Origin of the sequence: Actinoplanes sp. GCM10030250, assembly GCF_042666575.1 — a bacterium.
Classification (GTDB): domain Bacteria; phylum Actinomycetota; class Actinomycetes; order Mycobacteriales; family Micromonosporaceae; genus Actinoplanes.
Genome location: NZ_JBHTDO010000006.1, coordinates 74,644 through 88,060 on the forward strand (window position 1 = coordinate 74,644; position 13,417 = coordinate 88,060).

Annotated in this window: 7 protein-coding genes and 1 pseudogene; 4 read left to right on the plus strand and 4 right to left on the minus strand. The window is 70.4% G+C overall.

Annotated features, from left to right (window positions below; genetic code table 11):
- Positions 1–5: 5 nt before the first annotated feature.
- A complete protein-coding gene (locus ACFQV6_RS11100; protein ID WP_378027315.1) occupies positions 6–1,748 on the minus strand; it encodes a cellulose binding domain-containing protein in 1,743 nt (580 codons plus the stop codon).
- Positions 1,749–1,991: 243 nt separating this feature from the next.
- Here ACFQV6_RS11100 and ACFQV6_RS11105 point away from each other — a divergent pair, with 243 nt between their 5' ends.
- Entirely contained in the window at positions 1,992–2,357 is a 366-nt protein-coding gene (locus ACFQV6_RS11105) for a hypothetical protein (RefSeq protein ID WP_378027316.1), read from the plus strand.
- Positions 2,358–2,361: 4 nt separating this feature from the next.
- The gene (locus tag ACFQV6_RS11110) at positions 2,362–3,783 is read left to right on the plus strand and encodes an FKBP-type peptidyl-prolyl cis-trans isomerase (protein WP_378027317.1); all 1,422 of its coding nucleotides are present in this window, start codon (positions 2,362–2,364) and stop codon (positions 3,781–3,783) included.
- 101 nt (positions 3,784–3,884) lie between these two features.
- On the opposite strand, the gene ACFQV6_RS11115 is transcribed toward ACFQV6_RS11110, so the two are convergent.
- A complete protein-coding gene (locus tag ACFQV6_RS11115) occupies positions 3,885–5,147 on the minus strand; it encodes a WD40 repeat domain-containing protein (protein ID WP_378027318.1) in 1,263 nt (420 codons plus the stop codon).
- Between the two features lie 216 nt (positions 5,148–5,363).
- Positions 5,364–6,773 (minus strand): FG-GAP repeat domain-containing protein, encoded by a 1,410-nt coding sequence (locus tag ACFQV6_RS11120; RefSeq protein ID WP_378027319.1) that lies wholly within the window; start codon positions 6,771–6,773, stop codon positions 5,364–5,366.
- Positions 6,774–6,894: 121 nt separating this feature from the next.
- Between ACFQV6_RS11120 and ACFQV6_RS11125 the strand changes: the two are divergent.
- Together ACFQV6_RS11125 and ACFQV6_RS11130 are read left to right on the plus strand one after the other, a co-directional pair.
- Positions 6,895–7,047, plus strand: a pseudogene (locus ACFQV6_RS11125) (helix-turn-helix domain-containing protein); the annotation flags it as partial.
- Positions 7,048–7,158: 111 nt separating this feature from the next.
- A complete protein-coding gene (locus ACFQV6_RS11130) occupies positions 7,159–10,308 on the plus strand; it encodes a BTAD domain-containing putative transcriptional regulator (protein WP_378027458.1) in 3,150 nt (1,049 codons plus the stop codon).
- Here ACFQV6_RS11130 and ACFQV6_RS11135 read toward each other — a convergent pair.
- Positions 10,295–13,267 (minus strand): tetratricopeptide repeat protein, encoded by a 2,973-nt coding sequence (locus ACFQV6_RS11135; RefSeq protein ID WP_378027320.1) that lies wholly within the window; start codon positions 13,265–13,267, stop codon positions 10,295–10,297. The genes ACFQV6_RS11130 and ACFQV6_RS11135 overlap by 14 nt on opposite strands.
- Positions 13,268–13,417: the final 150 nt, after the last annotated feature.

The window sequence follows — 13,417 nt, forward strand, 5'->3', positions numbered from 1 at the left end:
GGTCGTCACAGGGTGATTACGAGGGTGGAGATGCTGCGGGCGGGCACGTTCACCGTCGCCTGTCCCCCGTTGACACTGACCGGCTGACTCGCCGCGTTCGCGTTCACCGAGGTGACGTAGTGCTCGGCCCTGGCGACGTTCTGCGGTGCCTGGACCACGGCGTTGGTGACCGCGCTGGTGGAGCGGTTGAGCAGGACCAGGGTGACCTTTCCGCCGCCCTGGTAGGCGGTGACCTCCAGCGGTGCGGCCTTGGAGCTCTTGGTCAGGGCGACACGCTGGTAGCCGGGGCGGACGTACTTGGAGTACTGGGAGAAGGCGTACCCGCGCTTGAGCGGAGCGCCGGCGGTGGTGCCGAAGGCCGACTCGCCGTCACCGATGAAGGAGTAGTAGCGCTTGCCGTACCACCAGATGTAGGCGCTCCAGTTGGACTCCATCGACTTGTGGACCGTACGCATGATGTCGTCGAGGGTTTCGTTCCAGACCGTCTGGTTGGCGGGGTTGCCCCAGATGTTGGAGCCGCTGCCGTCGGCCTCGTGGAAGTTCCATTCGGTCATCCACACCGGCTTGTTGTACTGGTCGGCCAGGCTGTAGGGCTTGAGCCGGCCGGAGTCCTCCGTGCCGTAAAGGTGGCCGCCGATGTAACCGATGTTGTTGCGGGCGGTCGCGTCGTTGAGCGTCGGGTCGGAGAAGTTGTAGTTCAGGTTCACCGCCTCGGCGACCATCAGCCTGGTGTTCTGCACCTTGGCGCCCTGGTCCCGGACGAAGTTGCGCAACTCGGTGCCGTTCCAGTCCATCGAGTCGTAGTCCGGGTGCCAGTCGGGCTCGTTCTGCACCGAGGTGACGTCGATCGGCACACCCTGGCCCCGCATGTACTGCACGTAGCTGTTGAGGTGACCGGCATAGTCGTCGTAGTAGTCGGTCTTCAACTTGCCGCCGTTGGTCCGGCTGTTGTTGGTCTTCCACGCCGCCGGCGCGGTCCACGGCGACGCGAGGATCTTCACGCCCGAGCCGTACGATTTAGCGGTCTTGAGGGCGTTGACCTGCGTCCCCCACTCGCCGGAGACCGGTGAGACGCCGGTGCGCACGATCGACAGGCCAAGCTGGTTGGCGCCGAGGCCGACAAGCGTCTGCGTCTCGGCCGTCGACCAGGCGCCGCCCCAGATCGACACGGCGGCGCCGAACCCGTCGACTGTCTGGTATTTGGTGGCGCTGTTCACGGTGATGTCCGCGGGCCCAGCGGGGCCGGTGCTCGGTGACGTGCTGGGCGAGGCGCTCGGCGACGTGCTCGGCGAGGCGCTCGGTGACGTGCTCGGCGAGGCGCTCGGTGACGTGCTCGGCGTCGTTCCGCCGGTGCAGGTGACACCGTTGACCGCGAAGGTCGCCGGGGCGGGGTTGCTGCCGGGGGACGAGCCGTTGAAGCCGAACGAGACGGTGCTGTTTGTTGCGACCGCGCCGTTGTAGCTGACGTTCTTGGCGGTGACCGCCGCGCCGCTCTGGGTCACTGTCGCGTTCCAGGCCTGGGTGACGTTCTGGCCGGCGCTGTAGGACCAGGTCAGCGTCCAGGCGGTGAGCGGATCGCCGAGGTTGGTGACGGCGACGTCGGCGCCGAAGCCGCCCTGCCACTGCGACGTCACGGTGTACTTGACCGCGCAGCCCGCGGCGGCGGCGGCCGGCAACGCGACGGCTACGGCGGCCGAGCCCAGTAGCGCGGTGCCGGTCAGCACGGCGAGGCCTTTCCATTTACGCATAGGGTTCTCCTGACGGGGGATATCGGCCGGCTCGGTCGGGGGGATCGACAATTCATGAGCGTTAACGGCCGCTTCGGCGCATGTTACGGGAGCGCTCCCACGCATTCAAGATTAGCCATCGAGAACCGCGCCCTCACCCCTTCTGATCTCTGGCCGACTATTTGTAGGACCGTGCGTTACATTTTCCGCGTACCTTTTTCGATAATTGCGGAAGAGGACGGCGTCACCCGCTAGCCTGGATCGATGCATGCCGAAATCGTTGTGGACGGCAGTCCCAGGGATGAGTCCTCACTACGGGAATGGTTGCGCCATGAGCCCGAGATCCGCCATCAGCTGGCGGACGCTCCCCGGCCGGCCGGGGAGGGCACTCTGGGCACCACCGCCGACCTCGTGGTGCAGGTCGCCGCCACCGCCGGCGGTGCGACGGCCGTGTGGGCAGCGCTGGCCCGGTCGTTGTCGGTGTGGCTCACCCAACGGCATTCCGACGTCTCCCTGACTGTCACCGGAACGGATGGTCGCAAGGTGACGATCAACGCGAAGCGAGTCGTGGACGCGGAGAAGTTGGTGCGACAGGTGCTCGACACCGTGCCGGAAACGCCGGAGGACTGACGGAGTGCGATTGCCCGACCCGGCGCGGTCGCGGGCGATCCTGGTCGGCGCAGGCTATTACCACAGCGACCACGTCGCCGACGTTCCCTCGGTGCGCGCCAATCTAGCGGACCTGGCGGCGGCGCTGACCGATCCCGGATTGGGCGGGCTGGCTCCGGAACGCTGCACGGTTCTCGCCGATCCGGGCCTGCGGGACGCGTATCGCGCTCTGCGCAACGCCGCTCTCGACTGCGATGACACCCTGGTCGTCTACTTCGCCGGGCACGGCTTCACCGGTGACCACAACGAGCTGTTCCTGGGCGTGACCGACACTGATCCCGCCGAGCTTGATGTGAGCGCGCTTCGGATCGGAGCACTGCGTGACCTCCTGTTACGCAGTCCGGCCCGGGCCAAGGTGGTGATTCTCGACTGCTGCTTCGCCGGCCGCGCCTTCATCGACCACATGGCCGAGCAGACGGACGTGATCCTGGGCCAGGTGGACGTGGCGGGTACCTACACCTTGGCGTCGGCTCGGGCGAATGAGCTGGCCATCGCCGCGCCGGGAGCAACGCACACAGCCTTCACCGGGGAACTGCTCGGCCTGCTCCAGAAGGGGGTGGCCGGCGGCCCCGAGCTGCTGACGTTCGAGTTGTTGTTCCCGCTGCTGTACCGGGCGCTGTACCGGCAAGGCCTTCCGCTGCCCGACCAGCGCAACACGGGGACGATCAGCGGTCTGGCACTGAGCCGTAATCCCGCCGCCCGGCCTACCACAGCCGGCATACCGCGACCCGCGGAGCCGAACATTGAGCCCTCGCCGGCCGGCGATCCCGAACTCCTGCCGACGGACCGGCATGACCCGTCCGCCGACTCGGGCCTGAACAAAGCAGCGACGGCCGACACACTGCCGCCCACTTCGCTACCGACTCGGGGACGACGGGGCGCTCGCCGACGACTGCTGGCGGCGACCGGAGCGGCTGCCGCAGTTCTTGTGCTGGTGAACCTTGTTCCTTCGCTACTGCGCTCGCAGGATGATCACGACGGAGGAGCCCGCTCCCCCTCATCCTCCGCCTCCGTGGCGACCTCGCCGACCACTCCCGCCGCCAGGCGGGCGAAGCCGACCGTCAATGCGGGCACCGGCACACTGGCCAAGCTGAGGGTGATCACCCTGATTCCCGGTGACGGCCCCAAGGTCAAAAAAGGCCAGACCATCATGGTCAACTACGCCATGGTCGCGTACGCCAGTGGCGATCCGATCGAATCGTCCTGGGACAGCGGTGAGGCGTTCCAGAGTTCGATCGGCACCGGACATCTCATCAAGGGCTGGGATCAGGGAGTTGTCGGCGTTCCGGTCGGCAGCCGTATCCAGCTCGACATCCCAGCCGACTTGGCCTTCGGCGAGGAACAGGGCGATGTGCGGACGGTCATCGATATCATCTCGGCCGTTTGAGCACCGGGCCTCATAGCCGAATGTTTCCGAGCTCATTTCGACAAATACGGTGACCTGCGTTTCCGCAGGTCACCGTATCGTCGCCGGGATGTCAGAAGTGTCTAGGTCCGGGAGCGGGCCTCGTCGCCGGTGGGGACGCGCCACAGCCGGACCTTGTTGTCCGCGCCGGCGGTGATCAGGCGTTTGCTGTTCGGGGTGATTCGCAGCGCCCAGACCGCCCCGTCGTGCCCGGTCAGCGGCGAGCCTTGGGGGCTTCCGGTTTCCGCGTCCCACACCCGTACGGATCCGTCGTCGCTGCCGGTGGCCAGCAGCTTCGCGTCGGCGTCGAAGCGCATGGCACGTACCGGGCCGGTGTGACCGGTGAGTGGCGCGGTGGCCGGCTCGCGGGTCGCGGTGTTCCACAGCTGGACGGTGTTGTCGCCTCCGGAGGAGGTGGCCAGGAGCTTCTTGCGGGGGCTGAACGTGAGGGCGTACACGGGACCGGCACTGCTGGTCAGCGGCTCGCCGGCGGGTTCGCCGGTGGCCGGGTTCCACAGCCGGACCACGTTGCCGCCGCCGGAGGCCGCCAGGAGCTTGCCGTCCGGGCTGAAGCTCAGCGCATGCACCGGGCCGGGGCTGACGGTCAGCGCCTCCCCGATGGGCCGGCCAGTGCTGGTCTTCCACAGCCGCACGGTGTTGTCGTCGCCGGCACCGGCGGTCGCGAGGCGCTTGCCGTCCTGGCTGAACACGACCGAACGCACCGCACCGGGATGGCCGGTCATGGTGCGCACCAATTCCCCGGTGCCCGAGTCCCACAGCCGAACCGTGCCGTCGTCGCCGGCGGTGGCCATCAGCTGGTCGGCGGAGCTGAAGGCCACCGACCGCACCGGCCCGGCGTGGCCGGTCAGCGGCGGCCGGGACAGCTCTCCGGCAGTGGCATCCCACAGCAATACCTGGCCGTCGCCGGCCACAGCCAGCAGCTTGCCGTCAGAGCTGAACGCGATCGAGTTGATGGGCCCGGTGTCGGCGGCGAGCGACGGCCCGCCCCGGCGCCCGGTGGAGGTGTTCCACTGCCGCACTGTCCCGCCGCTCACGGTGGCGAACACCTTGCCGTCCGGGCGCAGGGCGATGAATCCGGCCGCGCCGGGTACAGCGCTCCGGGATCCCGCGCCGAGGGCTTCACCGGTCGTGTCCGCGGTCCGGCTGTCGTGCGCGACGAGCTTCGCGTTCAGGGTCAGCGCGGGTTGCGGGGCCTGCACTGTGGCGATGGCGGTGAGTCCGAGCAGCCCGACCATGGCCACGCCGACGGCCCATCCGGCACGCCGCCGGTGGCCGTCGACCGTACAGTCACTGGAAGTGTCTTTACGATCTCTCTTGGTAGTCACGCCCGCACCGTAGCGAGCCTGCGCGTGCGTGTTCGACCTGTTCGCCCCAGTTCATCCGGCTGGGTTGCCCCTCGGCCGCGGTAGCCATCGCGTGAGGTTGCGTGAGAGCTGGTTGTTGCCCCGGCGGGTGTGGAAGCGCACGGTCGCGTTGCGTGCGCGCCTACTGAGCAGCCGCTCCCCGGATGCCGAGGATGGCATCCGGGGAGCGGCGGTCGGTCAGTTGGACATGAGGCGGAACGCGGGTGCGTTGTCGATATGGCGCGGGGACAGGAAGTTCGCCCCGGCGCGGGTGGTCCCGTTGTTCGGGTACCAGCGCAGCTCACCGGTGTTGTAAACCGCGAGGATGTCAGCCCGGCCGTCAGCGTCGATGTCACCGGTGCTCATCAACCGGAACGCCGGCGCGTCGAAGATCTTGCGCCCGGACAGGAAACTGATCGAAGCGAACGAGCCACCGTTGTTCGGGTACCAGAACGTCTCACCCGACGTCGTCACCCCGACAATGTCCGGCTGACCGTCGGCGTCCATGTCACCCATGCTCAGCAACCGCAGACCCGGGGCGTTGAAGATCGGCCGCGCCGACAGGAACTTGGTCTCACCCCGGGTGGTCCCGTTGTTCGGGTACCAGACCGCCGCACCACTGTCGAGCACCGCAACGATGTCAGCCCCACCGTTGGAATCAACATCCGCGACACTCATCAACCGGAAGCCGGGCGCGTTGAAGATGAACCGCGCCGACAGGAAACTCGCCTGGTCGAAACCGCCACCGTTGCTCGGGTACCACATCGCCCGGCCGTCGTCGTACACCGAAACGATGTCAGCCCGGCCATCAGCGTCGATGTCACCGGTACCCATCAACCGGAACGCCGGCGCATTGAAGATCGGCCGCGCCGACAGGAACTTGTTCTCGCCGCGAGTGGTGCCGTTGTTCGGGTACCACATCGCCCGGCCGTCGTCGTAGACCGCGACGGTGTCCGCCCGCCCGTCGCCGTTGATGTCCGGCGTGGACGAGCCGGTGCCATCGCCGCCACCGTCGACGATGTTGTCGTAGCGGATCGGCGTGTAGGTGTTGGCGTACCCCGATGGCCAGGTGCTTTCGATGGTGTCCCGGTTGGTGTTGTCCACCACCGTCTGCTCGTACACCACGGGCGAGGTCCGTGCCGCGTCCGCCCATCTCACGAACAGCGCCATGTGCTGGTCGTCGAAGTTGGCGGGGTGGCGCCACAGTGCGTCGCCGGGCTTGAGCTCGTTCCTGCTGATCTGGTGTGTCCGGTTGGGTGCGTCACCGGTGGTGAACCAGTTTCCGGCGCCGCCGAGACCCCATGCCATGGCGGCGAATCCCGAGCAGTCGGTGCGGTAGTCGCCGTACTGGTTCTGGTAGCACCGGCCCTGGTTGTACGGGACCTCGACGTTCAGCCAGCTCCGGGCCCGGGTCATCACCTGTCCGCGGTTGAGGGTCAGGTCCGAGCCGTTGTTGGCGCACGGCACCGGTGTGGTGCCCACGGCGGCCAGCGCCACGGAGGCCGTGGGAGCGGCGGCTGCCGGGGTCGCTGTGCCGCCGGCCAGCACCATCAGGGGCAGAAGAAGTCCGGCAGCCAGTTTGAGGCGCCGTGTGAGACGAATGCGCATGAAGTGTTGCCTCCCCGGTTTGTGGTGGCGGTGGTTACCGCCAAGGGAAGGGTGCGGAAGATCGTTTACGGTCGGCTGGAGGCCCGATTCCCGTAGCGCTCCCGTACTACTGTCACCGGCCATGAAGGACGGGGAGCGGGGGCACCTCGGGCATCTGCTGCGAGATCAGCGGGTGCGTCGCGGGCTTACCCAGGGGGAACTGGCGGGCCTGGCGGGCGTCAGCGTCGGCGCGGTACGTGATCTCGAGCAGGGGCGTACGCGCCGGCCCCGGGCCGGATCGGTGCGGGCTCTCGCCGACGTTCTGCATCTCGCGCGGGGTGACCGGGCACGGCTTGAGCAGTTCGCTCACGACGAGCCACCCCAGCCTCCCGTACCGGCCGGCCCGGTGCGCATCTCGATCCTCGGTCCGCTGAGCGTGACCCGGGACGTGACGCCGGTCCGGGTCGGCGCGGGACGCCATCGCGCCGTGCTGGCCAGGCTGGCGCTGACACCGGGACGGCCGGTGGGCCGGGAGGAGCTGATCTCCCTGCTGTGGGGTGACGCCGCGCCGCCGGCCGCCGCCAATGTGGTGCAGACCCACGTGAGCCGCCTGCGCCGTCTGCTGGCACCGAAACCGGGCGCCGAGGCGACCGGCACGGTGACGCTGGAACCGGGCGGATACGTGCTGCACGCCGACGGTGAGCGGCTCGACCTGCTGGCCTACCGCGCTCGGCTGGCCCGGGCAGCGGTGTCCACCGTGCCGCCGCAACGATCGTTCGACCTGCTCGCCGACGCCCTGGACATGTGGCTCGGTGACTGCGCCGCGGACGACGTACCGGAACTGGCGAACGACCCGCTGGTCACCGCGCTCGGCGAGGAACGTGTGGAGGTCGCCATCCGGCTGGCCCGGCTGGGCGAGATCCTGCGCCATGAGCGGCAGGTGCTCCCGCTGCTGCGCCGGCTGGCCCGGAGCAACCCCTGGAACGAGGCACTGCACGCCCGCCTGGTCGTGGCGCTCGCCGCGTCGGGTCAGCAGGCCGCGGCGATCGACGCGTTCGACGGCATCCGGCGCCGGTTGTCGGAGGAACTGGGTGTCGACCCGAGCGCGGAGCTGGCGGAGGCCCGGCAGGCGGTCCTCGCCCGCAGGTGGGAACCGCGTGAACGCATCACGGCCGGTGCGACGTCGTACCGGGCGCCGTCGCCGCCGCCGGACTTCTGCGGCCGGTCCGCCGAACTTCGCGTGCTGGAGCGGGCGCTGCGGTACCCGGCGGACCGGCCTCAGCCGGCCGCGGTGTGCGTGGTGTCGGGGATGGCGGGCGTGGGCAAGACCAGCCTGGCGCTGCGGGCGTCGTGGGCGTTGCGCCGGGACTTCCCGGACGGCCAGATCTACATCGACCTGCGTGGCGCAGACGAGCAGCCGATCGGTGTGGCCCGCGCGCTGGCCCGCCTGTTGCTGGCGCTGGGTGTCGAGGAACGCTCGATTCCCGGTGACTGTGACGAGGCCGCCGCCCTCTACCGCAGAGTGCTCGACGACCGGCGGGTGCTGGTGGTGCTCGACAACGCGCACCATGCGGCCCAGGTGCGGCCGTTGCTGCCGGGACCGGGCGGTAGCGCGGTCCTCATCACCAGCCGCAACCGCTGCTCCGAGCTGGACGGCGCGCTGCACGTGGACCTCGCGGTGCTGAGTACGGCAGAGGCGCTGGAGCTGCTGAGCGCCGTTGCAGGAGCGGAGCGCATCCGCGCCGAGCCCGACCACGCCAAGGCGCTCGTCGGCGTCTGCGGCAGGCTGCCCGTGGCACTGCGCGTCATCGGCCGGCGGTTGGCGGTCCGCCCCGGGTGGACGCTGGCCGGGCTGCTTGACCGGCTCGCCGACGAGCAGTCCCGGCTGGAGCAGTTCAGCAGCGGTGAGCTGGTGGTGATGGCCGGCTTCGAGCTCAGCTGCCGGGAGCTGGCGCCGCTGCCCGCGGCGGTGTTCCGGGCGGGCGCGCTCATCCCCGGTGAGATCGTCTCGGCCGCCGCGGTCGCCGCTGTCCTGAAGGCGGACGAGGACGTGGTCCGCCACGCGCTGGACACGCTCGTCGAGGGGAACCTGCTCCAGATCTGCGGAGACGCCCAGTACAGCTATCACGACCTGCTGCGCCTGTACGCCCTGCGCTCCGGCGAGGCCCGGCACGGCACCGGCGGCCGGTCGGTCGCGCTCGGGCGGCTGTACGGCTGGTACCTGGCCCGGACCGCCGCGGCGATGCGACTGGTGTACCCGGACATGGTGCGCCTCCCGGTCGACGTGGACGTGGACGCCGCCGGATTTCCCGATGTCGACGCGGCGATGACCTGGCTGAACGAGGAGATCGGTGGTCTGCTCGCTGCCGTCGGTGCGGCCGCGGCCGGCGAGCACCGGCGGCGGTCATGGCAGCTGGCGGATCAGCTGCGCGGCTATTTCTTCGTCCGTGGCGACGTCCTGGACTGGCTGGCCACCGGACGGACCGGCCTGGCCGCGGCGGAGGCGGCCGGTGACCTGCGCGCTCAGGCCGCCATGCATCAGACCATCGGACAGGCGCACTGGGCGGCCGGGAAACATCGTCTGGCCGCGGAGGCGTACCAGCGGGGTCTGCGGTCCGCGCGGGACGACGGCTGGGTGATCGGCGAGGCTTACCTGTCGCACAACCTCGGGTTGGTGCGCGCCGAGTCGGGCGACATGGACGAGGCGGACCTGCTGTACCGGCGCGCGCTCGACCTCGGCGACGGCCCGGGCTTCGGCCACATCCGTGCGGTGACGCTCAACGACCTCGGGGTGATGTGCTCCGAGCAGGGAAGACTCACCGAAGCCGCCGGCTATCTGACAGAGGCGGCACGGATGAACGAGGCCGCCGCCCGCCGTGCCTCCGTGATGACCAACCGGAGCAACCTGGGGATGGTGCTGCGCCAGCTCGAGAGGTTCGACGAGGCCCGCCTCCATCTGGACGCGGCTCTGGCCCACCATCGCCGCACCGGCTCGACGGCCGGCGAAGTCTGTGTCCTCGACGAGTTGAGTCAGCTCTACCGGCAGCTCAGCGAGTGGGTGGCGGCTGTCGGCGCTGGGGCGGAGGCGGTGCGGCTGGCCAGGCAGCAGCGTTACCTGCGGGCGGAGGCGGGCACGTTGAACACGCTCGCCTTCGCGCTGCTCGGCAACCGGGCGTTCGACGAGGCGAGGAGCACGTTCGAGGAGGCGTTGCGGCTCAGCCGCGAGCACGGCTATCCGTTCTTCGAGGCACAGGCGTGTGTCGGTATCGCCGAGGTGGCACTGGCGCTCGGCGATCCGGAGCTGGCGTACCGGACAGCCGGTGATGCGCTGGCCATCGCCGCCCACCGTGCCCTGCGCCCGCTGCACGGCGGCGCGCTGCTGGTCCAGGCCGGGGCGGCGCTGGAGATGGGCGACCTCGCCACGGCGTTCGCCCGGTGCGAGGCTGCCATGACGGTGGTGCAATCGGCGGGCGTTCCCGGCGCGGTACGGGAGTGCACCGCACTGCGCGACCGGATACGCGACGCGGGCCGTCCGGTGCCGGTCAGGAGCCGCTGAGCGTGGCGTGCAGTTCCGCTCGTACCCGCTCGGCGTGTGCGGCGCCCAGCGTGGTGTAGATGTCGAGCGCCCGCCGGTAGTGGTCGGCGGCGACCTCGTTGTCCCCGAGCAGGCGATAGCTGGTGCCGAGCCCGGCGTGCGCCCGCGCCGTCTCGACCGCGGTGATCGCGCCGAGCTCCATCACGGTCAGGTGCTGCCGGACGGCGTCCTGGAGGTCGCCTCTGGCCAGCGCGAGTTCGCCCAGCCCGTTGCGTGCCTCGGCCACCCCGTTCGGGTTGCCGGCCGCGTCGGCCATCTCCAGCGAGCGGCGGTGCAGCTCGCCGGCCCGGGTGAAGTCGCCGCCGGCGGTGTGAACCGACCCGAGGTAGGTCAGGGCCTCCGCCTCGCCGCTGCGGTTGCCGGAGTCCCGATGCCAGTGCAGGGCTGTCTCGTACTCCTTGATGGCTTCTTGTCGTCGGCCCTGTTCGGCAAGAACCCGGCCGGTGTTGCTAGCGGTGATCGCCGCGCTCGCGCGGTTGCCGGTGCGTTCGTTGATGCGACGGCTCTCCCGCAGATGGTCCATTCCCTCCTCGTAGTGGCCGAGCGTCGGTTTCAGATAGCCGAGGTTGTTCAGCGCACGGGCCTGCCCGGCCAGGTCGTCCGCGGCCCGCGCCAGGTTCAGCGAGCGTTGCCAGTGGTCCAGAGCCGTCCGGTAGTCGCCGAGGAGGTGATGGGTGATGGCGAGGGCGTTCCAGGCCTGCGCCTCGCCCGCGGCGTCGCCGAGCGTGTGGAAGGTGTGCGCGGCCCGGCGCAGATAGTCGGCTGCTTCCAGGCGGCCGTCCAGCTGAGCCGCGGCGACGCCGAGCCCGAGCAGGGCGTGTGCCTGCCCGGCGAGGTTCCCGGCCGACTCGGCGGCGGACCGGGCGTGCTCGTTGATGGCGAGGGCCTCGACCGGATAGCTGGGCAGAAGGTAGCGGAACAGCAGCTGGGCCAGGTCGATCGTCAGGTCGGGCCGGCTCTGGGAGGCGGCGTGCCCGGACAGCGCCACCAGGTTCGGGCGCTCGGTGTCGAGCCAGGCTCGGGCCGTGGCGATGCCGTCGATGCCGGGTGCCGGGGTGGGCGAGGTGGCCCGCAGGGGGTGGAGATGGCTGAGTGCGGCGGCTGCGGCGGTGAAGTAGTAGGCGTACAGCCGGTCCATCGCCGCGGTGCCGCCGGTCGCGCCGGCGATCGCGTACGCCCGCAGCAGATCGTGCATGTGGAAGCGGTCCGGTCCGACGGCGGTGATCAGGTGGGAGCGCGCCAGCCGGTCGAGCAGTTGCCTGGCCGTGGCCCGGTCCAGGCCGGCCAGGGCCGCGGCGCCGTCGGCTCCGATGTCCGGCCCGGGATGCAGTCCGAGCAGCCGGAACATGCGTGCCGCGGAATCCGGGAGCCGCTGCAGCGACCAGGAGAAGACCGCCGCCACACCGGCCCGCGAGTCGCCTCCGGCGTCGAGCCGGCTCAGCCGTTCCTGCCGGTCCCGCAGGTTGGTCACCAGCCCGGCGAGGGTGGCGCCGGGGCGGGAGAGCAGCAACTCGGCGGCGATCCGCAGGGCCAGCGGGAGCCAGGCGCAGAGTTCCGCGAGGGCGTGCGCCGCCGCGGCCTCGCTGTCGACACCGGCGCCGGCGAGACGGCGCAGCAACGAGTACGCGTCGTCCGGTGGCAGCAGGTCCAGGACCAGGCGTTGCGCCCCGTCAACGGCGACCAGCCCGGCCAGCGCGTCGCGGCTGGTCACCACGACCGCGCAGGATGGTGAGCCCGGCAGCAGCGGCCGGACCTGATCGACCGAGGCGGCGTTGTCGAGAAGCAGGAGCACCCGCCGCCGGGCGAGTTCGGAGCGGAGCCGGGTGGTTCGCTCGTCGACGTCGAGGGGGATGTCCCGCAGCGGTACGCCGAGGGCGGTGAGGAACCGGGCCAAAGCGTCGGCCGGGGCCACGGGCCGGTCGGGGTCGTACCCGCGCAGGTCGATGTAGAGCTGACCGTCCGGGAACTGGTGCCGGACACGGTGCGCCCAGTGCACAGCCAGCGCGGTCTTGCCGACCCCCGCGGTGCCCGACACCACCGCGAGCATCACACTCGACGGGTCGTCGCGGTGCTCGGCCAGGACCGCGTCGAGCTGCACCAGCTCGCGGACCCGGCCGGTGAAGCCCCGAACCGCCGACGGCAACTGGGCCGGCACCACGGCCGGTGCCCGATCGACGGTGTTCTCCTCCCGCAGCAGGCTCTGATGCACCGCCCGCAGCTCAGCGCCGGGTTCGGCGCCGAGTTCGGCGACCAGCCGCTGCCGGGTGCGGGCATAGACGGCGAGGGCCTGCGCGGGACGGCCGGTGGCTGCCAGAGCCCGCATCAGCGTGGCGCTCAGACCCTCGTGCAGCGGATGCTCGGCGAGCAGGTCGGTCAGCGGGCCGACGAGTCGCGCGGAGCCCGTACCCGGAAGCTCGGCGGTCGCCCAGGCCAGCACGGCGTCCAGGTGACGTTGCGCCCAGACCGCACGGAACCGGTCCGCCCAGTCTCCCGCCAGGCCGGTCAGCGGCTCGCCGCGCCATCGGCGCAGAGCCGCCCGCAGGCTGCTCACGGTGCCCTGGGACACCAGCTCCTGGTAGTCGTACAGGTCGACCGTCACGGCGCCCAGGACGTAACCGAGCGGGCCGAGCCGGAGCCGCTCGCCGTCGTCGCCGGCCTGCTCGAGGAGGCGCCGGATCCGCGTGACGTGCGCGTGGACCGAGCGGCGTGCCTGGGCCGGAGCCTGGTGTCCCCAGACCCGGTCGATGATGACCTCGGCGGGTACCGGGCGGCCGAGGTCGACCGCGAGAGCGGCGAGGACATGGCGGCGCTGGCGGGGGCCGAGGTCGAGGATGCGGTCGCCGGAGCGCAGTTCCACGGGACCGGACAGGCGTACCTCGAAGCGCGGGTCCTCGGCCGACACGATCATTTCGCGGTCCATTGTGCAGTCCGCCCACAACGGCCGGCGGACTGGGCCGGAACAACATCCGGACAACTTCGGTACGGGACTGTCCGATCATGCACAGCATCCAGGCGCCGCTCGGCTCGTCCCATCCAGCGTTCACCGGCTCCGGGTGACCGCACGCCGGTC